Origin of the sequence: Pseudomonas sp. MTM4 (genome assembly GCF_019355055.1) — a bacterium.
In the GTDB taxonomy this organism is placed as follows: domain Bacteria; phylum Pseudomonadota; class Gammaproteobacteria; order Pseudomonadales; family Pseudomonadaceae; genus Stutzerimonas.
The window spans coordinates 376,047-397,767 of the sequence record NZ_CP048411.1; the positions used below are offsets into that span (position 1 = coordinate 376,047).

At 58.5% G+C, this 21,721-nt stretch carries 21 protein-coding genes; 13 read left to right on the forward strand and 8 right to left on the reverse strand.

The window, feature by feature from the left end; genetic code table 11:
- The first annotated feature begins 1 nt into the window (after position 1).
- Complete coding sequence (gene fliD / locus GYM54_RS01785; RefSeq protein WP_181102049.1) at positions 2-1,447, forward strand: flagellar filament capping protein FliD; 1,446 nt, start codon at positions 2-4, stop codon at positions 1,445-1,447.
- Between the two features lie 543 nt (positions 1,448-1,990).
- Positions 1,991-2,377: a flagellar export chaperone FliS gene (fliS, locus tag GYM54_RS01790; RefSeq protein WP_181103935.1), complete on the forward strand. Its 387-nt coding sequence runs from the start codon at positions 1,991-1,993 to the stop codon at positions 2,375-2,377.
- Between the two features lie 85 nt (positions 2,378-2,462).
- On the opposite strand, the gene GYM54_RS01795 is transcribed toward fliS, so the two are convergent.
- Together GYM54_RS01795 and GYM54_RS01800 are read right to left on the reverse strand one after the other, a co-directional pair.
- A complete protein-coding gene (locus GYM54_RS01795) occupies positions 2,463-2,744 on the reverse strand; it encodes a pyrimidine/purine nucleoside phosphorylase (RefSeq protein WP_181103932.1) in 282 nt (93 codons plus the stop codon).
- A gap of 114 nt (positions 2,745-2,858) precedes the next feature.
- A complete protein-coding gene (locus tag GYM54_RS01800) occupies positions 2,859-3,200 on the reverse strand; it encodes a DMT family protein (RefSeq protein ID WP_131648586.1) in 342 nt (113 codons plus the stop codon).
- Between the two features lie 300 nt (positions 3,201-3,500).
- Here GYM54_RS01800 and GYM54_RS01805 point away from each other — a divergent pair, with 300 nt between their 5' ends.
- Positions 3,501-5,141, forward strand: coding sequence for a Na+/H+ antiporter (locus tag GYM54_RS01805; protein ID WP_181103928.1), 1,641 nt, complete (start codon positions 3,501-3,503; stop codon positions 5,139-5,141).
- Positions 5,142-5,178: 37 nt separating this feature from the next.
- Here GYM54_RS01805 and GYM54_RS01810 read toward each other — a convergent pair whose 3' ends face one another.
- Entirely contained in the window at positions 5,179-5,595 is a 417-nt protein-coding gene (locus tag GYM54_RS01810; protein ID WP_181103925.1) for a hypothetical protein, read from the reverse strand.
- 302 nt (positions 5,596-5,897) lie between these two features.
- On the opposite strand from GYM54_RS01810, the gene GYM54_RS01815 reads away from it, so the two are divergent.
- The gene (locus GYM54_RS01815; protein ID WP_131648589.1) at positions 5,898-6,230 is read left to right on the forward strand and encodes a gamma-glutamylcyclotransferase family protein; all 333 of its coding nucleotides are present in this window, start codon (positions 5,898-5,900) and stop codon (positions 6,228-6,230) included.
- A 73-nt stretch (positions 6,231-6,303) separates the two neighbouring features.
- On the opposite strand, the gene GYM54_RS01820 is transcribed toward GYM54_RS01815, so the two are convergent.
- Positions 6,304-6,729, reverse strand: coding sequence for a VOC family protein (locus GYM54_RS01820; RefSeq protein ID WP_181103922.1), 426 nt, complete (start codon positions 6,727-6,729; stop codon positions 6,304-6,306).
- A gap of 115 nt (positions 6,730-6,844) precedes the next feature.
- Here GYM54_RS01820 and GYM54_RS01825 point away from each other — a divergent pair, with 115 nt between their 5' ends.
- Complete coding sequence (locus GYM54_RS01825; protein ID WP_181103919.1) at positions 6,845-7,729, forward strand: LysR family transcriptional regulator; 885 nt, start codon at positions 6,845-6,847, stop codon at positions 7,727-7,729.
- Positions 7,730-7,796: 67 nt separating this feature from the next.
- Here GYM54_RS01825 and GYM54_RS01830 read toward each other — a convergent pair whose 3' ends face one another.
- The 3 genes from GYM54_RS01830 to GYM54_RS01840 form a co-directional block, all read right to left on the reverse strand.
- Positions 7,797-9,014 carry an MFS transporter gene (locus tag GYM54_RS01830; RefSeq protein ID WP_181103916.1) on the reverse strand — a complete coding sequence of 406 codons (1,218 nt, stop codon included), beginning with the start codon at positions 9,012-9,014 and terminating at the stop codon, positions 7,797-7,799.
- A gap of 285 nt (positions 9,015-9,299) precedes the next feature.
- Positions 9,300-9,947: an FMN-binding negative transcriptional regulator gene (locus tag GYM54_RS01835; protein WP_181103913.1), complete on the reverse strand. Its 648-nt coding sequence runs from the start codon at positions 9,945-9,947 to the stop codon at positions 9,300-9,302.
- Between the two features lie 510 nt (positions 9,948-10,457).
- Positions 10,458-11,714, reverse strand: coding sequence for an abortive infection family protein (locus tag GYM54_RS01840; protein WP_181103910.1), 1,257 nt, complete (start codon positions 11,712-11,714; stop codon positions 10,458-10,460).
- 134 nt (positions 11,715-11,848) lie between these two features.
- Between GYM54_RS01840 and GYM54_RS01845 the strand changes: the two genes are divergently transcribed.
- Positions 11,849-12,841 carry a hypothetical protein gene (locus GYM54_RS01845; protein WP_181103907.1) on the forward strand — a complete coding sequence of 331 codons (993 nt, stop codon included), beginning with the start codon at positions 11,849-11,851 and terminating at the stop codon, positions 12,839-12,841.
- 75 nt (positions 12,842-12,916) lie between these two features.
- Positions 12,917-13,201, forward strand: coding sequence for a hypothetical protein (locus GYM54_RS01850; RefSeq protein ID WP_181103904.1), 285 nt, complete (start codon positions 12,917-12,919; stop codon positions 13,199-13,201).
- A gap of 133 nt (positions 13,202-13,334) precedes the next feature.
- On the opposite strand, the gene GYM54_RS01855 is transcribed toward GYM54_RS01850, so the two are convergent.
- Positions 13,335-14,342: a LacI family DNA-binding transcriptional regulator gene (locus tag GYM54_RS01855; RefSeq protein WP_181103901.1), complete on the reverse strand. Its 1,008-nt coding sequence runs from the start codon at positions 14,340-14,342 to the stop codon at positions 13,335-13,337.
- Between the two features lie 153 nt (positions 14,343-14,495).
- Here GYM54_RS01855 and GYM54_RS01860 point away from each other — a divergent pair, with 153 nt between their 5' ends.
- From GYM54_RS01860 to pgm, 6 genes are all read left to right on the forward strand, one after another.
- Positions 14,496-15,656: a Gfo/Idh/MocA family protein gene (locus tag GYM54_RS01860; RefSeq protein WP_231752135.1), complete on the forward strand. Its 1,161-nt coding sequence runs from the start codon at positions 14,496-14,498 to the stop codon at positions 15,654-15,656.
- Positions 15,657-15,665: 9 nt separating this feature from the next.
- Positions 15,666-16,739 (forward strand): sugar phosphate isomerase/epimerase, encoded by a 1,074-nt coding sequence (locus GYM54_RS01865; RefSeq protein ID WP_197444715.1) that lies wholly within the window; start codon positions 15,666-15,668, stop codon positions 16,737-16,739.
- Positions 16,740-16,781: 42 nt separating this feature from the next.
- Complete coding sequence (locus GYM54_RS01870) at positions 16,782-18,020, forward strand: nucleoside permease (protein WP_197444716.1); 1,239 nt, start codon at positions 16,782-16,784, stop codon at positions 18,018-18,020.
- 230 nt (positions 18,021-18,250) lie between these two features.
- Positions 18,251-19,090 (forward strand): AraC family transcriptional regulator, encoded by an 840-nt coding sequence (locus tag GYM54_RS01875; protein ID WP_197444717.1) that lies wholly within the window; start codon positions 18,251-18,253, stop codon positions 19,088-19,090.
- A 101-nt stretch (positions 19,091-19,191) separates the two neighbouring features.
- Positions 19,192-19,785 carry a LysE family translocator gene (locus GYM54_RS01880; protein WP_181103889.1) on the forward strand — a complete coding sequence of 198 codons (594 nt, stop codon included), beginning with the start codon at positions 19,192-19,194 and terminating at the stop codon, positions 19,783-19,785.
- Positions 19,786-20,054: 269 nt separating this feature from the next.
- Positions 20,055-21,719, forward strand: a complete 1,665-nt coding sequence (gene pgm / locus GYM54_RS01885) for a phosphoglucomutase (alpha-D-glucose-1,6-bisphosphate-dependent) (RefSeq protein ID WP_197444718.1) — start codon at positions 20,055-20,057, stop codon at positions 21,717-21,719.
- Positions 21,720-21,721: the final 2 nt, after the last annotated feature.

Here is a 21,721-nt window from a genome sequence, read left to right on the forward strand (position 1 = left end):
TATGGCTGGCGTAACGGGTATTGGCTCCGGTATTGACATCGACAGTATCGTGTCCAGCATGGTCGCGGCTGAGCGTGCGCCCAAAGAGACGCAGCTCGCGAACCTCGAAAAGAAAACCACCACCCAAATTACTGCCGTTGGTGCATTGAAAAGCGCCATCAGCGACTTCCAGACGGCACTTGGTGCGCTGAATAAGCCGGAGCTGTTCCAGGCGCGTTCAGCTACATCCAGCAAGTCGGATCTGGTTGGCGTCACTGCCAGTACTACTGCCGGGGCCGGTAGCTATCAGGTCGAGGTAGAGAAGCTGGCTACCAGCAGCAAAGTGGCTCTCGCTGCGGTTAAGAACACCGCCGATGCGCCGGCGCGCTTCGCCAGCGGGACGCTGGAGATTTCGCTCGGTGTGCCGGGCACCCCTCCTTCAAAAGAATCATTTTCCGTTACGGTCGATGAGAGCAACAACACGATGGCCGGTATGCGTGATGCCATCAACGCGGCCGGCAAGGAGATGGGCGTCAGTGCCACCATCGTGACGGATGAGCACGGCTCGCGGCTGGTGCTTAGCAGCAGCAAAAGCGGTGACGGGCGCGATATCACTGTGGCGGGAACTGATGCAGCGCCAGTACAGGGTGGTCAAGTTAGTCTCTCGAAACTGGCCTTCGACGGCATCTCGAGTGCCGGTGAAGGTGCGCGCACGCTGACCACGGCGCAGAGCGCCAGGTTGTCTATCGATGGTTTGCAGATCGTTAGTGAAACAAACAAGGTCGAGGGTGCCATCGACGGCGTTACGCTCGATCTCAAGGCCAAAACTGCAGCTAACGAGCCGCTCAGTATTAGCGTTGCAGAAGACAAGGCAGGCGTCAAAAAGCAGATTCAGTCGTTTGTCGATAGTTACAACAAGCTGATCGGCGTTATCAATGCGCAGACCAAAGTGACGTCCGTAGGCGAAGGCAACGCTCCTGTAACAGGTGCGCTGGTAGGCGATGCCACGGCCCGCACTTTGCTCAATACCATCCGTAATGAATTGGTAAATGTGCAGGGCGATGGCGCGCTGCGTGCCTTGACCGATATCGGCATCACCACGCAGAAAGACGGTACGCTAAAGATCGATGATGCCAAGCTGGGCAAGGCAATGGATGGCAACTTTACCGAGCTGCCGGCGTTGTTCACTGGCGATACAGGTCTCGCTAGCCGTCTTGATGCGAAGCTCAAGCCCTACACCGAAACTGGCGGCATTCTCGAACAGCGCAACAAGGCGATGACCGAGACCATCTCGAAGATCGATGATCAGAAGGAAGATTTGAACCGCCGTATCACCTCGCTGCAAGAGCGACTCTACAAGCAGTTCAATTCCATGGACTTGTTGGTGGGGCAATTGTCGAATACGTCCAACAGCCTTATCGCGTCGCTGGAAAACCTGCCTTGGGCAGCGGGTAACTCCAAGAAGTAACAGCACCGTAGGGGCAGTGCGGTAGGGTGGGCTTTAGCCCACCAGACGGAGTTTCGCACGTATGCATCGGCGCGATTATGCGGGAGCCTGGCGGGGTTCTTGGTTCGGCTCGCTAGCTGACCATTAGGTTTCGGTGGGCTGAAGCCCACCCTACAAGGTTGTGCACGGTTCAGGTAGGGTGGGCTTCAGCCCACCAGATGGAGCGTGCCGCACGTACGCACCGACGCGATTTATACAGGAGCCTGGCGGGGTTCTTAGTTCGGCTTGCTAGTTGACCAGCATTCGGTGGCTGAAGCGGAGCGCTGCCCGGCCCACCCTCCGGGGCTGTGCACGGTTCAGCCTTCCCTGTAACACCGGACCGCCTGCCGAGAAACGATCCGCTTGAAAAAACCAAACCCCCAAGCTAGTGAGCTTCGCTATCGTTCCTAGGCCGCCGACAAAGCGCTTTCGTTTATCCGTTAATTTTGCTGACTGCTCTCAAGCTTGAGCGACCCCGACCGATAAGCTGTACATGCAAATTGATGTGGCAAGGGGCTCATCCAAATGAATGCTATGGCAGCAATGAGGCAGTACCAGCAAGTCGGCGTTAAGGCCCAGGTGACCGAGGCCGATCCGCATCGTTTGATTCAGATGTTGATGCAGGGTGGGCTGGACCGTATCGCTCAGGCCAAGGGCGCCATGGAGCGTGAGGCATATGCGGAGAAAGGCTCGCTGATTGGCAAGGCGGTCAACATCATTGGCGGTCTGCGCGACGTGCTGGACAAGCAGGCGGGCGGCGAACTGGCGGAAAACCTGGATCGCCTGTACGAATTCATGACGATGCGGCTGTTCGAAGCCAGCCGGCATAACGACGTAAACAAGCTTGATGAAGTGGCGAATCTGCTAGGTGAAATCAAGCAAGGCTGGGACGGCATCGCGCTTAAGGTTTGATTCAAGCCGCAGTACTACAGATGCTATTTGTCAACGCAACACAGACGCACTGTCTGGCAACTGAGCCAGTCAGTGCGTTTTGCTTTCAGCGGTACTCGCAAAGATAAGCGGTATCCGATGCAACCTTCAGCTGGAACTTGCTGTTGGCTGGCACGGTGAATTGAGTGCCGGCGCCAAAGGTTTCGTAGCTGTCGCTTCCCGGTAGTTTGACGTCCAGGCTGCCAGCGACCACGTGCATCACTTCCAACTGGTTGGTGCCGAATTCGTAATCGCCTGCGGCCATGACGCCGATGGTGGCAGGCCCTGCTGCCATGTCGAAGGCGATGGATTTGACGGTGCCGTCGAAGTACTCGTTGACCTTGAACATTCGGAAACTCCAGGGTGCGTAAAAGGGCGGCCAGTATGCCGAAGCGGCCTGATGGCGTCATCAGGCCGCTCATGTTTCGAATGAAGGCCATGTTGCGGCTTTGCAGCGGCACGCTCACGAGCGAAAAATGAAGTACACCGCACCTAACAGGCAAATCCCGGCCCAGAGATAGTCGAGCTTCAGTGGCTGCTGCATATAGAGCACGCTGAAGGGGACGAAGATCGCGAGGGTGATGACCTCCTGCATGATCTTTAGTTGGCCGATCGACAGCTCGGTGTAGCCGATGCGGTTGGCGGGCACCATGATCAGATACTCGAACAAGGCGATACCCCAGCTGATCAGTGCAGCGATCAGCCAGGGTTTGCCGTTGAGTGTTTTGAGGTGGCCATACCAGGCAAAGGTCATGAACAAGTTGGAGATGCAAAGCAGGGCGGCAGTCTGAAGCCAGATGGGCATTGGAAATCTCCGGGTTGGCAGCCTGGTGCCATTCACTCCTCCGATCCCGATGAAGCCGCTCTCGTCGCCTGATGACAGGCTTCTGTAACCACTGCGTCGGGGCAATGTTTGCTCGGTTGGGCAGCATTGGGTGATGGTGATCAGGGCGCGGTATGTTACGCCACGCGCGGCAGTGCTGGTGGTTGTTGAGGCGGACCTGACGAACGAACCGGCTATATCAAACCGCCTGGCTATACTTTTTCATATGCGGGCACTCTATATGCGCCCCTCACTTGATTTCGCTAGAGACCCACCGATCCTATGGAAACGCTTTATCTGATCTTTCTGCTGTTGCTTGCGGTGGGCGCGAGCCGGGTACTCGCCAATGTCGTGCCAGTGCCACTGCCAATCCTGCAGATTCTGATGGGCAGCATGTTGGCGCTTCCGCCGTTCGGAATGGGCGTTGAGCTACGGCCAGAGATCTTCATGCTGCTGTTCATTCCGCCGTTGCTGTTCTACGACGGGTGGAAAATTCCCAAACGCGAGTTCACCGAGCATGGCGCCGAAATGTCCGCCATGTCATTGGTGCTTGTATTGGTCATCCTGGTGGTGGTGGGCTACTTCATCCACTGGCTACTGCCGACGATTCCGCTGGCGGCGAGCTTCGCACTGGCGGCCATTCTCTCGCCGACCGATGCGCTAGCCGTAATCGCCATCGCCCAGGGTCGACTCCCGCGCCATATGGCGCACCAGCTGGAAGGCGAGGCGATGATGAACGATGCCACTGGCCTGGTCTCGTTCAAGTTCGCACTGGCCGCCGCCATTACCGGCACCTTTTCGCTGACGACGGTCACCGGCGAGTTTTTTGTCATCGCGCTGGGTGGTCTGCTCATTGGCGCCGGCTTGAGCTGGGCGGTGGGCAAGGCCAAGCAATGGATGACCGCGCGAGACCTGTTTGATCCCTCGGCCTATGTGCTGATGATTCTGCTGCTGCCCTTCGCGGCGTTCTTCCTGGCCGAACATGCAGGTATGTCTGGCATCCTCTCGGCGGTAGCGGCGGGCATGGTGCAGAGCCGCATCGACATGCTGCCGGTGAAGACCAGCACGCGCATCCTCAACCGCAGCATTTGGGAAATGCTTGATTTCAGCTTCAACGGTCTGGTGTTTCTGCTGTTGGGGCTGCAATTCCCGCGGATCGTGGCGCGGGTTTGGGAAGCGGCGGGGCAGCAGAGCTACAGCATGCCGATGCTGATCTTCAGCGCATTGGCGATCATGGCGCTGCTGCTGGTGATCCGTTTCGGCTTCGTTTACGCCTATCACTGGAGCGAGGCGCGGGTACATCGGCTGCGTGGAAAGACTGTTCAGCCCAAACCCCTTAGGCTGTTTTCCGCGCTCAGCGCCGTGGCGGGCGTGCGTGGGGCAATCACCCTGGCCGGCGTCCTGTCGATTCCACTGATGATTGGCGACACGCCATTTCCGGGGCGCGATCTGATGATTTTTCTGGCGGCCGCCGTGATCATCTTGTCGTTGCTGGTCGGTGCGCTGGGCATCCCCTATTTCCTCAAGCAACTGCCCAACAACGATGTCGAACAACATAGGGAAGAGCTGAAGAAAGCCCGTCGGATCGCCGCCCAGGCTGCGGTCACCTGGCTGGAAAACTGGAAACAGGCCAACCCCGTGGACGATCCCGACGAGGCGCTGCTGCGCAGCGAGGTCACGGCTCGGATTACCGAGTCCTATCGGCACGACATCGAGGCCTTGATGGAACACCAAGATCGTGCGAACCAGGCGCGCCAGACGCAGGTGCTGGAGCGCGACATTCGCGTGCAGGCCATCGCTGTGCAGCGCAAGGAATTGTACCGGATGAGAAAGCGCCACCTGATCGACGAGCAGATGCTGCAGATCCTGCTGCGCGAACTCGATTACGAAGAGGCGGCGCTCGGCACGGGCGACGCGGTTTAAAGATTGTTTCCGCCTCGTGCAGCAGCGGGAGCGGATTCTAGCGGCCGGCCTGGTCCTGATGCGGCTCAGGTTCGAGCACGGCGATGGTATTGCTGCTGCGTTTGAACGTCACCAGCTCGGCTAGCCAAGCCTGCAGCACAGGCGAATTGCCTTTCTGGTTGCGCAACGCGATGGACAGAATCTCGCGGGCAATGGTCACCATCGCACTTTTGCTACCCAGAAAATGCCAGTTGAACCAGCCGTCGCCATAGGTCAAGGGTGTCTTCTGTCCGGGTGCGAGGGGGATGTAAACCTTCACGGACAGATCGAACAGCACCTCCGGCTTGGAGATGATCAGCAGTTTTACGTCCGCCACCTTGCTCAACCAGTAGCGATGATCGAAACGACCTCCAGTCAGCGCCGCGGATTGACTCAGGGCTTCGTTGATCAGCGCTCTGTTATCGATGAGTTGCACGGTAAGGATTCCGTTTGCAGAGTGGCCATGCCGCATCTCGAGTCTGCCGCATGCGAGCAGATACGAGACCGGCTGTGTAGGGCGCCTCGAAGGGGCGGATCGAACCGCGTCCGCTTCGCTTGGCATGTCGGTTTATCGGTCCATCAGCGCTTTTGTTTAGCGCCAAGTGTCGAAAATCTGTCTGGCGCCGCTCGTGCCCGCTATGCGCCAGGGCAGTCTCGTAGACCGGCTGAATGGCTGGCCACATTGAGCGCATGGCAAAATCTCGCTTAAGCAACCGAACGCATTGAGGAAAGCGACTCATGATCGAGCGACTTTTTGTATACGGCTCCCTCGCACCTGGGCGGCCGAACGAGCACATCCTGGCGGCGATTCCCGGTACCTGGGAGCCCGCAAGTGTGTCGGGCAGGTTGCGTGAAGAAGGTTGGGGCGCGGCGCTGGGGTTTCCCGGTCTCGATCTGGATGAGCGCGGCGAGACGATCGAAGGCTTCGTGCTCAGCTCAGAGGCGTTTGCGGCGCATTGGGCAAGGCTCGATGAGTTCGAAGGCGACGCCTACAAACGCATCCTGGCGGACGTCAGGCTCGGCAGCGGTCAGACTGTAAAAGCGTATATCTACGCGCTCGGAGCAGGCTGAGCTAAAGACTAATCAAGACGCTGCGAATTGCTTGCCGCATCTCCGCAGCGCGTCATATCAGACGCCCGCCAACTCACTTGGCGAACAGCTGGCTCATGTCCTTGAACGCCTTGAATTCCAACGCATTACCGCAGGGATCGAAGAGGAACATCGTGGCCTGTTCGCCGACCTGCCCCTGAAAACGCACGTAAGGCTCGATGACGAACTGGGTGCCCAGCGAGCGGAGGCGTTCGGCCAGGGCTTCCCACTCCGGCCAGCTCAGCACGATGCCGAAGTGCGGTACCGGCACGTCATGGCCGTCCACCGCGTTGGTGTGCGCGGCGTCCTGAGACTGGGTTTTCGGATGTTCATGGATCACCAACTGATGTCCGTAGAAATCGAAGTCGACCCAATGGTCGGAAGAGCGCCCTTCAGCGAGTCCGAACACCTCGCCGTAGAAATGGCGGGCGGCTGGCAAGTCGTAAACGGGAATCGCAAGGTGAAAAGGGGAAAGGCTCATCTGGGCTTCCTTCTTATGATGAAACGGAAGCGATGATTCTTGCCGATTTGCTGCATCTTTCTACAACGAATATGTTTTGATTCGAGCCTCGAAAAAATCGATGAAACGGTGCCGAATGATCCGTGAAATGAAAACGTTCCTCGCTATCGTCCGGTGTGGCAGTTTCGCTGCTGCGGGTAATCAGATCGGCTTGACCCAATCGGCCGTGAGCGCCCAGATCAAGAATCTAGAAGATGCGCTAGGCATGCATTTATTCGATCGAACAGGGCGCTCGGCGCATCTCAATGCAGCCGGGCTCCGTGCGGTGCCGCTGGCCGAACAGATCCTCGAAACCTATGCGCTGATGGGCCAGCCGGAAACGCTGAACGAATACCGCGGCGAACTGCGCATCGGTGCCATCGCCACCGTGCAGACCGGCTTGCTGCCGCCAGTTCTGCTGCGTTTGCTGCGCGAAGCGCCGGGCGTTGCGCCCAAACTTGTTCCAGGCGTTTCGCTGAACCTGCTGTCGCAGGTCGACGCTGGGGATATCGACCTCGCGGTGATGATCCGACCGCCGTTTGCGCTGCCCAAGGAATTGCATGCCGAGCTGATCCAGAAGGAGCCCTTCATGCTGATCGCTCCGCTGAGCGTAGAGGGCGACGACCCGTTAAGGTTGCTCGTCGAGCATCCCTTAGTGCGCTACGACCGCAATTCTTTCGGTGGTCGCCAGGTGAGTCAATTCCTGCGCAAACACCATCTGGATGTGCGCCCAGGGCTCGAACTGGACGAGCTGGATGCCATTGTCAAGATGGTTGAAAGCGGCCTGGGCGTGGCGCTGGTGCCAAAGGCCGGGCTGTGGCTGGAACGCACGCCAACGGTACGCATTATTTCCCTCGGCAGTGCCACCTTCTACCGCGAGCTGATGCTCGTCAGCCGCCACAGCGCGCAGCGATTGCCGTTGCATCAGCTGTTTCGGCGCTGCTTGCGGGAGACGTTAGAGGAGAGAAGCTCGGTTTCATGAGGTAGCTTCGACAGCAGGCTGAAGGTCGCTTGCCGCCGATTGCTTCGTTCAACGACCTCGGAGTCCCTCAGGCTTTTTTGGTCCTTGGCAGGAAGATCGCCAACACACCAAACAACGGCAGGAACGAACACAGGAAGTACACGTATTCGATGCCGTGAATGTCCGCCAAATGCCCCAGCAAGGCTGCGCCAATCCCGCCGAAGCCGAACATCAATCCGAAGAACACCCCGGCGATCATCCCGACATTTCCCGGCACCAATTCCTGGGCATACACGACGATGGCCGAGAACGCCGAGGCGAGGATGAAGCCGATGACAACGCTCAGGACGCTGGTCCAGAACAGGTCGACGTGAGGCAGAATCAGGGTGAATGGCGCCACGCCAAGGATCGAAAACCATATCACTGCCTTACGGCCAATCTTGTCGCCGATCGGCCCTCCGAAGAAGGTTCCCGCTGCAACTGCACCTAAAAACAGGAACAGATGCAGTTGGGAGCTGGCCACCGATAGATCGAACTTCTCGATCAGGTAGAAGGTGAAGTAGCTCGTGAAGCTGGCCATGTAGAAGTACTTAGAAAACACCAGCAAGCCGAGCACGACCAGCGCGCTCATCACCCGACCTTTCGACAAGCCATGGGTCGCCGCCTGACCTTGCTTGAGCTTGAACAGGCTCAAGTGATTGGCGTACCAGCGGCTGATTCGATACAGCACGAACAGCGCAAACACGGCGAACAGCCCGAACCAGGCCACATTGCCCTGACCGTACGGAATGATGATTGCCGCAGCCAATAGCGGCCCGAACGCCGAACCCGCATTGCCGCCTACCTGAAAAGTCGATTGCGCCAGCCCGAAACGCCCACCCGAAGCGAGTCGCGCCACGCGAGAAGCTTCAGGGTGAAAGGTCGAAGAACCGATGCCGATCAACCCCGCCGCCAACAGAATCAACGGGAAATTGCCGACCATGGACATCATCAGAATGCCGATCAACGTGCAGACCGTGCCGGCCGGCAATAACCAGGGTTTGGGGTGGCGGTCGGTGTAGTAACCGACCCAAGGTTGCAACAGCGAGGCGGTCAGTTGGAAAGTCAGGGTAATCAGACCGACCTGCGTGAACGTCAGACCATAGCTGGCCTTGAGCATCGGATAAATCGACGGTAGCACTGCCTGGATCAGGTCATTGATCAAATGCGCCAGCGCAACCGCGCCGATAATGCGCATGGCCAACGGGCTGCTTTGTGAAGTCGCGGATGCCAATGTCGCGCCGGCCTGGGCATTGCTGATGGTCATGAGAGTTCCACACGGAGGGTACAAACGGCAGGGGCATCAATGTGCCATTTATCAGTGCAATAGCACCATCCCTTAGGCTGCTAAGGAAACTCAGCTGAAGACATTTATCTGGCGATACATCAATCTCGCTCTCACGTCTCGATGAAGCCGACGACTCTCGTCGACATTACGTCGATACGATCGGGAGAAATCGAACCCAAACAGACAGTGACGATCGGGCTATCTGCTAGACGCGGACATAGGAAAAACCCATCGAGGATGAGAGGGCCGTGACGCCTATCCTACTCATGGTTTCAAGCCGTCTTTCTGTGAAGCAACTTCCTGCATTGATACGCTTATTGCAGGGCGACCGTTTTTCATTAGTGCACGCGCAGCACCTTGGATATCACGTGTTTCTTTGTTTTGGCTGAGCTTGAATTTAGCAACTAGACGGGTGATTTGGATTTCTACACCAACGATGGCTTTGAGCATCGATTCGATGTATTCCGTCGGCCCATCGGTCATTTTCCAGGGCTTCGGCTGGTTTGCCTCGTGAGTCCGAGTCAACCGAGCAACCAGTCCTCTAACGTAGCGCTCATCATCTCTAATCAGAATGCGCCCATGAGCGTGCACGACCTTGTAGTTCCATGTCGGCACCTGTTTATGGTGCTCATGTTTGCTCGGATACCAGTTGGGTGAGATGTAGGCCTCCTCACCCCGGAATACAACCAGTACTTCATCGCCATTTCGAACGTCAGTCCAGAGAGGATTATTGCGGGCCACGTGAGCGTGGAGCGTGCCGCAGGTGCCTTGGTCGGCAGCCAGTTCGAAGGGCACATGGTTTGCGTCATATCCGCTTTCGCCATTCGTGAAAAGTATCCCTAGCGGATGCTGCTTGATGAGCTGATGCATGGCTTCGGATGAGGGTTCATTGAAATGTGCTGGGACGTACATATCGTCTCCAAAGGGATATGGCTCAATCGGATTAGCCGTAACGTGGCTGCGACGGGCAGGGAAGCAAGTTGCTTATTACTTGGAGGACATCTCGTTCCGGCTACGCATACACCTGACCTTAAGTGCGCTCCTAGCTACATCTTCCACGTCGAGGCCCTAACGACCTTGCTGTTAGAAGACAAAAGGTGTGCTTTCTCGCTGTTGGAACAATCCCCAGACCATCGCACAGAAAAACTACTGAGTCGCTCCAATTCGACAGACATGGCTGGCCCATTCTTCCCAAGATATTCAGTATCGGTTGTATGCAGCCGTTCGCCAGCGGCCGATTATGGCTAGGAGCGAACAGAGCGGCCGACCCAAATGGGCGCTCATGACAGGTAGAAAACGGCCAATAGCGGCCTTTCATGAGTTTCTGCTTTAGGAAAAACATGACGCTTAAGAACGGCTTAGCGCTACTCTGGTTTTTATCTGATGATTTTCCTCCGGACGGAAGCTGTTTGGCGTTAACTGTCATGGCTTTTCATCGCCGTTCAAGCTCTCTCGATACCGATAGGTCTCGGACACGAAGTCAATAAATGCCACAGCAGAGGCTACGGCCAACCGGGCATGCCTGGGTTGCAAGCCGCGATGCTGCCCATCTCGCCCATGCCCGGTACCGTATAGGCCGCGGAGTTGCGCCAAATTGCTGGCTAACTGTGCGAGGTTGCGAAGGATCATTTTGATGTTTTCCGCCCCCTTGGTTGCTTCGCTGATGCCTTCAGGGACGAGCTGCAAAGCTTTCGTGACCTTCTTGGCGAGGTCGCCCAGATCATCGGACTTTGTAAATGCAATTTCGCGTTTCGTCAGAATCGACTTACAGCACGTCTCAACTAGTTCTTTAGCCGTGCCGATCGCCAGAGCTGGATCACGATCAACCGCATTTTCAAGCCGTTCGATCTCCTTGGCCATCCAACCAGCATTGAGTGCATCTGCTACCGACTTAGCTCTTAGAACGGCACGCGCTGAGTTGTTATGCACCGGGCGGAAGGCGAAGCGGGGCCGTCCGGCAATATGCTCTTCCTCAAATAACTCCCAGCCGGCCATTCGGAGCTGTTGATTGAAATGCAACACTAATTTGAGCGCCTCATCCCGAACGGGGCGAACCACTGGGTGCACGACCTCGCAAAGGAAGCGAAGGAACTGTTCCGCGCTTCCATCAAGGAGTTGGAAGCGACCGTCGGTGTAGACCCAATCTTTCTCCCAATCATCGTTGCTGAAGCGATGCTGGTAGATGTCACCCGCCGCGTCTTTGTAGCGACTGTCGGTCGATGGAAGCTTTTGCAAATCGTACAGGCGACCCAGAAACTCAACGTCATCCAACTGGCCATACCAGATTACTTCCTCCAAGCGCAGCCCATCCAAAATGTTCTGCCGAACATTGCGAGGGAGCTCTGATTTGTCCGATCTCCAATCAGCCCGAAATTCTTTCGCCGGGACAAGACGGGCCGAATACCAGTCTTGGGTTTCGTGCTCAAGGACGGTTTTGAGTCTGGCGGTCACCTGCTCTTCCAGTTGACTACGCCTAGGACCAAGACGGGCGAATTCCGGTGCCGGGATTCGAAACTGGATCTCCCAAATGTCTGTCCCGCCGTTCCAATTGTCATGGCCGGTCAATTCCGCTTGGGCCGGGTAGTCACGCACGATAGCCGCAGCATCGTCAGCACCTTCGGCACGCAGAAGTGCATGTACCGTAGCGAGAACAGGTTCCAGTTGATCGTTATTTTCCATCGCTCTCTACCTGCCGGTTCTAACAATAACGAGGTTATCTCAGTCTATGGTCACTTGCCCTGTGTGGAGATTGCATTATGCAATCACTGGTTTAATATACAGCTCTGCACGAGTAAATCCACCAGGAGGAGTTGATGCCCGCCTCGAATGCAATCGTGGAACTCAGAACGCTCGCCGAATTGTTGTCCCTATACGAGATCGCATCGGAAAGCACCTTGACGAAAGACCAGTACAGAAACCCGCTGCGCCCTTACCGATTGATTCAGCCCGAGGCGAGCTGCCAGTACCGGAAGAATGGGAAGCGTTGTTCCCAGATGCATCAGCACGGCTTCGTCGTCGAGCGGAACGACGACTCAAAGGTATTGATAGGGAATTGCTGTGCACTGAACCACTTGGGTTTGGATGATGAGCAGGTTAGGGGGGATTTCAAGAGGCTGAGCTCCGCTGAGCGGCAAAACATCCGCCGCCACAAGGTCGAAACGATGCTCAAGCAGCGGGAGAATCTCATAGGCCGGGTTCGGGCCGCGAGCATTGAGCTCAGGAGACTGCAGGCCAAAGCCAGCGTGGTTCTCTCTACCCTGCCCGCTGAGGTCGGCGGCGTCCTGCTGGATCGTTGGAAGCGGAATGTCTTAGAGGTTTCTTGGGAGTATTTGCTCATCAAGAAGGGGAAAGATGACAACGGAAAACCGTTCGAGGAACGGAGCTGGTATCCGCATTCTTTTGGCAAACTCAAAGGTTTGGGCGCGTGGCTGCAAGTGGATCAACAGCCCCATCAGGAAGCCCTCTTGTCCTTACGACGACAGCTAGAGGCAATTCCTAACAAGGCCCGATTGAGCCGACTTGAATTGGAATTGGCGGAGGCCGCGCTCAGACAGGTGTCGACTCTGGAGAACATCGAGCGTGAATTGCAAAATCAATTCGAGTTGTTCGACGATTTTTGTAAGCCAGCAAGCTTGCAGTTGACGATCCAGATCGTCAGTAGCCACAAGATTCGAGCTGAAACGGTGAAGGCTGTGCACCAGCTGATGGATGAGCCCTGCAACACGGCTCCTGAAAAGTACGTCGCCGACATTGACCTCGCGCTTAAGCAGAAATACTCGGCGGGTGGCATTCGCATCGCGTCATGATTCCACCGCCGCGATCACTATCGCTAGAAATCGAATTGTTAGCTAATCACTCTTCTAACTTTATCGGAGATGGATATGGCAGTTTACGTTGTTACTTGGAATCTCAATAAAGAACGCGGTAATTATGACGCAGCGCGTCGTGCATTCCTTCAGCACCTCGAGCGTTACGACAATAAGAAGGATTCGGGTTTGGAGTCGGTGCGTTGGATCAACACGCCACGTTCAGTTCATGAGGTGGATGCTGATCTCCGAAGCAAGTTGGATACAAACGACCGCATATTTGTGTGCCAAGTTACCAACGGCAACCACCAAGGCTGGTTAGACCAGCCAGTCTGGGACTGGATTAACGCTCGACTTTAAGGGAATAGAGAGAACTGGCATTGTCCGCTTCTGGCCGTTCTCCGCCGGTCACCCTTCGGTATGTACAGGTCAAAGTCGGGTTCGAGCGGTGGTCGAATGCAATTGATTAGTCAGGGCGAATGCAACAGGGCGGTCAAGTGCGTGCAACAGCCGCTGTGCTGCCGCGCACGATCAGGTTGAAGGGCAATATCAAATGAGGAATGTCGAGCGGGCTTTGCTCGAACTGAGCCACTAGCATCTCGACCGCGTGCCTTCCGAACGCCTCGGCGGGCTGGGCGATGGTCGTCAGCGGTGGGTCGCTAAAAGCAGCGAAGGGAATGTCATCGAAGCCGGCGACCGATACGTCCTGCGGAACGCGCAATCCGGACTGGCGGATGCGCTGCATGGCGCCTATCGCCATTTCATCGTTTTCGCAAAAGATCGCGGTCGGTCGATTCGGGTTGTCGAGCAGCTGACCGGCGGCGTCGTAACCGGCTTGCAAAGTGAAATTACCGCGGCGCAGCAGCTCCAAGTCGAGCGCGATGCCTGCTTCATTCAGCGCATCTTCGTATCCGGCGATACGCTCTCGGGTCAGGGGGCTGCCTTGCGGCCCCTTGATCAGGCCGATGCGGCGATGGCCCAGCGCGAGCAGATGTTCGGTCATTGCGCGGGCCGCGGCGCGGTTATCCAGTCGAACGGTCGGGCAGGGCGGAATATCGAGCACTTCGCAGGCGTTGACCATCGGCGGTAGCGCATCGCCGTGGAGGCAGGTTTCAGCGAAAGGGTTGAACGCGCGCAGCTGGATCAAGCCGTCGGCCTGGTGGGCGTGAACCAGTTCGGCATAAGCGATCTCGACGTCTTCACGGCCCAGGGTATTGCACAACAGCACGCGGTAATCGAAGGCTTGCGCGGCTTCTTGAATACCGCTGATGACCCGGGCGAAAAACACATTGGCGATGGCCGGGACCAGCACGACGAGGTTGCGCGTCTTGCGCGAGCGGAACTGCACGGCCATCAGGTTTGGGCGATAGCCGGCCTGTTCGACCGCAGCGTTCACGCGATCGCGGGTCTGCGGCGATACCTTTTCAGGCGTCTTCAATGTGCGCGAGACGGTGGCGACTGATACGCCGGCCAGCTCGGCCACCTTGCGAATGTTTGGCATAACTCCTCGATCATCGACGCCGACGCTGTCGGTCAGCGGTGACTAGCGTAACGCAGCGCTTGCGACTTGACAGTAAGGCTTTCGGTGCTACTTTCGAATCAATGTAACCGGTTACATTGCAAGTGATCAAACCTCGAAAGCTGGAGCAAAGGCATGGATTCAACCGGTCGATCTAAGGTTCGGGTGGGCATGGTGGGTGGCGGTGAAGGGGCGTTCATCGGCCAGGTGCACCGACAGTCAATGCGCCTCGACGGCCATATCGAGCTGGTCTGTGGTGCCTTCAGCCGCGATCCCGAAAACAACAGGCGAAGTGGTGCGGGTCTGCATCTCGACCCGGGGCGTCGCTATGACACCTGGGAGACGCTGCTGGCGGCCGAGCAGGAGCGACCAGCGGATCAGCGCATGGAACTGCTGGCTATCGTTACGCCTAATCATTTGCATGCGCCTATCGCTGAGGCTGCCTTGCGTGCCGGATTCCACGTGTTTTCCGAGAAGCCGGCGGCGCTGTCGCTGGCGGATATGCAGGCGCTTGCCGAAGCCCAGGCCGACAGCGGCCGACTGTATGGACTGGCACATACCTACCAGGGATATCCGATGGTCTGGCAGGCGCGGCATATGGTGCAGGCCGGCGCGCTCGGTCGATTGCGCAAAATCTTCGTCGAATATCCGCAGGGTTGGTTGGGCGAGGATCAAGCAGGGCAAGGCAACAAGCAGGCGGCCTGGCGCGGTGAGCCAGCTCAGGCGGGACCGAGCGGGTGCATGGGTGACATCGGCATTCACGCGTTCAACCTCGCTGAGTTCGTCAGCGGCCAGCGCATCGAGCGGTTGTGCGCGGACCTTGGCGTGCATGTCGCGGGGCGGCAGCTCGACGATGACGGTGCGGTGCTGTTCCAGACCGATGACGGCGCAAGCGGCGTGCTCATCGCCAGTCAGGTCTGCACGGGCGAAGAGAACGCCCTGACGTTGCGCTTGTATGGCGAGCGCGGCGGCCTGGAATGGCGCCAGGAAGAGCCGAACAGCCTGGTTCATCGGCCACTTGGCGAGGCGCTGCAAGTGCTGCGTGCTGGGGTCGATCAGCGCTGGCTGTGCGATGACGCGCTTCGGCGCCTGCGCCTGCCCGCCGGACATCCCGAGGGGTATCTCGAAGCGATGGCCAATCTCTATGCCGACTTCGCCACATCCATCCGCTCGGGGCGCGCGCTCGAAGTACCGGGTATCGATGCCGGCCTGCGTGGCATGGCCTTCATCGAGACGGTCATCGCTAGCCATCACAGCGATGCCAAGTGGACGCCATTCGCCGCTACCGAACGATAGGAACTCAAGATGCAGCAACCCATGACATCCAGTGGTATTCGCGGTCCGGCCATTTTCCTTGCGCAGTTTCTCGGCCCGGAGGCGCCATTCGACACGCTGTCAAACCTGGCGCGCTGGGCGGGCTCGCTCGGCTACTGCGGGGTTCAGCTACCCACGCTTGGCGCACAATGTCTGGACTTGCAAAGAGCCGCCGAGAGCCAGACCTACTGCGACGAACTGAAAGGACTTTGCGCCGAGGCGGGCGTCGAAATCAGCGAGCTGTCGACCCATCTGCAGGGTCAGCTGGTGGCGGTGCATCCGGCGTTCGACGGCCTGTTCGATGACTTCGCCCCGCCCGCGCTGCGTGGCAAGCCAAAGGCCCGTACCGAGTGGGCCATCGATCAGTTGCACCTCGCGGCCAAGGCCAGTCGGCGCTTGGGGCTCAGCGCTCATGCGACGTTTTCCGGCGCGCTGTTATGGCCGTACATGTATCCCTGGCCACAGCGACCGAGCGGTCTTGTCGAGGAGGGCTTTGCCGAACTGGCGCGGCGCTGGCGACCGGTCCTCGATGCGTTCGAGGAAGCTGGGGTCGACCTGTGCTTTGAGATCCATCCCGGCGAGGACTTGCACGACGGCGCCTCTTTCGAGCGCTTCCTCGATGCGGTCGACCACCATCCCCGCGCGAAGATTCTCTACGACCCGAGCCACATGCTGCTGCAGCAAATGGATTACCTCGGTTTCATCGACCGCTACCACGAACGCATCGGCATGTTTCACGTTAAGGATGCGGAGTTCCGTCCGGATGCTCGTTCCGGCGTCTACGGCGGTTATCAGAGCTGGACCGATCGCCCCGGGCGCTTCCGTTCGCTGGGCGACGGCCAGATCGATTTCAAACAGATATTTAGCAAGCTGACGCAGTACGGCTACGAGGGCTGGGCAGTCCTCGAATGGGAGTGCTGCCTCAAGGATGCAGCGCAGGGGGCCGAGGAAGGCGCCCCTTTCATTCGACAGCAGCTGATCAACCGCGCCAGCCGGGCCTTCGACGATTTCGCCGGCGTTGCTCGCAGCGCTTCGGCAAACCGCCGTCTGCTGGGACTCGATTAAGGCGTTCTCCTGATAAACGTGCACAACAATAAGGACAAGACCATGAGCACACTCAATGCGCGGCTGAGCCTGATGATGTTTCTGCAGTTCTTCATCTGGGGCGGCTGGTTCGTCACCCTCGGCACCTTTCTGGCCAACAACCTGAGCGCGACTGGCGGCCAGATCGGTATGGCGTTCTCGACCCAATCCTGGGGCGCGATACTGGCGCCGTTCGTGATCGGCCTGATCGCCGATCGTTACTTCAATGCCGAACGCCTGCTCGCCATCCTGCATCTGGTTGGTGCGGTGCTGTTGTTTCAGCTTTATCGGGCCAGCGACTTCAGTGCGTTCTACCCGTTCGTGCTGGGTTACATGATCGTTTACATGCCCACCTTGGCCCTGGTGAATGCCGTCGCCTTCCGGCAGATGCGTGACCCCGCGCAGGAGTTCTCGAAGATTCGGGTGTGGGGCACGGTGGGCTGGATCATCGCCGGGCTGGTGATCAGCTTTCTGTTCGGCTGGGATTCGCAGCAAGCCATCGCGGCCGGTGCGCTACGCAACACCTTCCTGATGTGCGCCATCGCCTCGGCGTTGCTTGGACTGTACAGCTTCAGCCTGCCGAGTACGCCGCCGCTGGCCCGGCGCGAGCAGGGCGGACTCAAGGAAGCGCTGGGTCTGGATGCGCTCAAACTGCTGAAGGACCGCAGCTTCGCCATCTTCTTCCTCGCCTCGGTGCTGATCTGCATTCCACTGGCCTTCTACTACCAGAACGCCAACCCTTTCCTCGCGGAAATCGGCGTCGACAATCCGACCGGCAAGATGACCTTGGGACAGATCTCCGAAGTGCTGTTCATGTTGCTGCTGCCGCTGTTCATCCAGCGCTTCGGCATCAAGAAGACATTGCTGCTGGGGATGCTTGCGTGGACGTTGCGCTATGCGCTGTTCGCCTACGGTAATAACGGTGATCTGCTCTTCATGCTGGTTGCCGGCATCGCCTTGCACGGGATCTGCTACGACTTCTTCTTCGTCTCCGGACAGATCTATACCGACGCCAAGGCCGGCGAGACCTACAAAGGCTCGGCACAAGGGCTGATCACCCTCGCCACTTACGGCGTCGGCATGCTCATCGGTTTCTGGGTAGCCGGAAAGGTCACCGATCACTTCGCGACCATGGACGGCCACGACTGGCAGAGCATTTGGATTTTCCCGGCGGTATTCGCATTGGGGGTCTTCCTGACCTTCCTATTCGCCTTCCGCGAACAACGGCCAGCAGGGGTTGAAACGGCTGCCAAAGCGGTCTGAACTCGAGCGGATCAGACGCCGGTCATTCACGACCGGCGCTCTCCGAACCGTTGACGCTTGGCCCAGCGCAGCGATGCGATTTACCGGTCCCAAACCCGCCCTGCCAAGACGACCGTCAATCCTATGCGGCCCGCGTTTGCACAAATCTTCTATGACTGCCGTCTATCTCCTAAGAGAATGCCTGTTCACGGGCCTTCGCCTGTAGCCATTCGTTATCGAAGAGCCAATCCATGGGTGCCAACAGCTGGGTCGATCTGAAGCTGGATGCTGAAACGGGCATCGAGATCATCCGTGCTCATTTCGAGGGCCATGCCTACGACCCGCATTGGCATGACAGCTACCTCGTCGGTTTTACGGAGCAGGGGGTGCAGCAGTTTCGTTGTCGCAAGGTGCTGCATAGCAGTACGGCGGGGCAGGCGTTTTTGCTGGAGCCCGGGGAAATTCATGACGGCCATGCCCCAGCGCCTGGTGGCTTCACCTATTCGATGCTCTACCTGCAGCCGCAATGGCTTGAAGCCCAGCTGCGGGCGTTGTTCGAGGACGCGCCTGAGCATTGCCTGCCGAGCTTTGTTGAAACGCTGGCGAGCGGGCCGGATCTGGTGAACCACATTGCCCATGCTTTCCAGGCGCTGCACAGCGCAGATTTGCGCATCGTCCGGCACGCGGCGCTGGATGCATTGCTGGAAAAACTGTCCAGCCATGTTCATTGGCGACAGAAAGGGGAGCTGAGTCCGCGGCTGCCTTCTGTGGCGCTCAAGGCGCGGGATTTTCTGCACGTTCACCTGGATCAGGATATCGGTCTGGATGACCTGGCATTGGCGGTCGATGTAGACCGCTTCCGCCTTTCCCGCGCGTTCAAGGCGGCCTTCGGACTGGCACCTCACGCTTATCTGGTGCAACTTCGCCTGAGTCTGGCTCGCAAGCTTTTGCGCCAGGGATTGGCTCCGGCGAGCGTTGCGGTGGAGCTGGGATTTGCCGATCAGAGCCATCTAGGGCGTTGGTTTCGGCGTGCGTACGGGTTGAGTCCCGCTGCCTATCGCAAGCGCTGCTCAAATCTTCCAGACCGCTAACGCGCCCCGACGGAACATGGCAGAAACAGTCCATTGGAGTTTCCGCCCATGTTTTCGATCTTCGAGGTCTTTCATAGCCAGCCGTGCCTCGGTGCATGGCGATGAGTCAGTTTTTGCCTTTCGTGCTCTTTGCCTTGGTGGCATCGATCACACCTGGGCCGACCAACATTCTGGTGCTCAGCAATAGCGCGCTGTACGGCTTGCGTGCTGCGTTGCCCATCGTGCTGGGCGCCTGTGCCGGTGCGGCTGCCATCGTGCTGGTGGTCGGGTTGGGGCTGGGCGAGACATTGCTGCGGTTTCCGTTGGCGCAGCAAAGCCTGGCGTGGCTCGGTGTGGCGTGGATCAGTCTGCTGGCGTGGCAGCTGTTCCGCACTCAGCCCGTCGGCGTGGATAAGGACGGCAGCAGTAAGCGCATCGGGGCCTGGGGCGGAGCGGCGCTGCAATTGGTGAATCCCAAGACCTGGATGATGGCGTTCGCTGTCGTTAGCGTATTCACCAGCGCGGGGGCCAGCTCGTTCCGCTATGGCATCTATGCGCTGATTTTCTTTCTCGTCGCCGTGCCTTGTCTAACTGCCTGGGCCGTACTGGGGCGGGGCGCCGCGCGGTTTCTGACGTCGACGCGCTGGATGCGGCGCTTCAATCAGAGCATGGCGCTGCTGTTGCTCGTCTCGGCATGGACGAGCTTGTTGGGCTGACCACAAAGAAGTCGTATGGATTACTCGTTTGCTCGACGCAAGGTGAGTGCAGCAGACCTTCGCTACCGAAGAAATCGGCAATATCATGCGCACCCGAATCAGACCGAACATGTCTTTATCACGCATGGGGAACCAAAGCCCAAGGGGTGGTGGTCTTAGCGCGTAGATAAGTGGCGCGGGACCGCGCTTTATTGCTTCGATTGCCTCCTATGCGACCTCTGCGGTTATGCCCGAGGCGACATTATCCAGCCCCTTCAAAGGAACGACAGATGAGCATTGACGTCAACGCAGGACGCCTCCCGCACGAGAATTCCCTGGTCAATCTTCCACGCCTGGTATCCCGTTACTACAGCGAGCGCCCCGATCCGTCGGACCCAGCGCAGCAGGTTTCCTTCGGGACGTCTGGCCATCGTGGCTCGTCGCTGAAGAATAGCTTCAACGAATGGCACATCCTCGCCACCACGCAGGCAATCTGCGATTACCGTCGAGAGCAGGGCATCGACGGTCCGATCTTCGTCGGTATGGACACCCACGCGCTGTCTGAACCGGCGTTCGTTTCCGCGCTGGAAGTACTGGCGGCCAACAGCGTCGAGACGCGCATCGATGCCGGCTGCAGCGAAACCAATGGCGAGCCCGGCTACACCCCGACGCCGGCGATCTCCAACGCCATCCTCGAATACAACGCCGGCCGCAGCAGCGGCCTGGCTGACGGCATCGTCATCACCCCGTCGCATAATCCGCCGGCCGATGGCGGCTTCAAGTACAACCCCACCAACGGCGGCCCGGCCGATACCGGCGTGACCAAGTGGATTCAGGAACGCGCCAACGCGCTTCTGGTCGCCGGGCTCAAGGGCGTGCAGCGAATGGATTACGCGCAAGCGCTCAAGGCTCCGACCACCCAGCGCTTCGATTTCATCGAAAGCTACGTGGGCGGCCTGGATCAGGTGATCGACCTCGAAGCGATCCGCAATTCTGGCCTGAAGTTTGGCGTCGATCCGCTCGGCGGCGCCGGTGTGCATTACTGGACGCGCATCGCGGAACGCTATGGTCTGCCGCTCGAAGTGCTCTCCACCCGAGTCGACCCAACCTTCCGCTTCATGCGCCTGGATTGGGACGGCAAGATCCGCATGGACTGCAGCTCGCCACACGCCATGGCCGGGCTGATCGAAAACAAGGACCGCTTCGACGTCTCCTTCGCCTGCGACACGGACCATGACCGCCATGGCATCGTCGCGCGCTCGGTCGGGCTGCTGAACCCCAATCACTACCTCGCCGTCGCCATCGAATACCTGTTCACCCACCGCCCCGAATGGAGCGCGCAGGCCGGTATCGGCAAGACGCTGGTCTCGTCCTCGATGATCGACCGCGTCGCGAAGGGCATCGACCGCCAAGTGGTAGAAGTGCCGGTGGGCTTCAAGTGGTTCGTCGATGGTTTGATGGATGGCAGCTTGGGCTTTGGCGGCGAGGAATCAGCGGGTGCTTCCTTCCTGCGCAAGAACGGCGGCGCCTGGTCAACCGACAAGGATGGCCTGATCCTCGGCCTGCTGGCGGCGGAAATCACCGCAGTCACCGGCAAGGACCCGGGCGAACGCTACCAGGCGCTGACCGATCGTTTCGGCGCTCCGGTGTACCAGCGCATCGACGCCCCAGCCAACCGTGAACAGAAAGCCAAGCTCGGCAAGCTGTCCGCCTCTCAGGTCACGGCGGGCGAACTGGCCGGCCAGCCGATCACACAAATCCTGACCGAAGCGCCGGGTAACGGTGCTGCCATTGGTGGGCTCAAAGTCGTGACCGATAACGGCTGGTTCGCCGCTCGGCCATCCGGTACCGAGGACGTCTACAAGATCTACGCCGAAAGCTTCGAAGGCGAGGCGCACTTGAAGCGCATCCAGGAAGAAGCCAAGGCGCTGGTCGACGGCGTGCTGGCAGGGTGAGG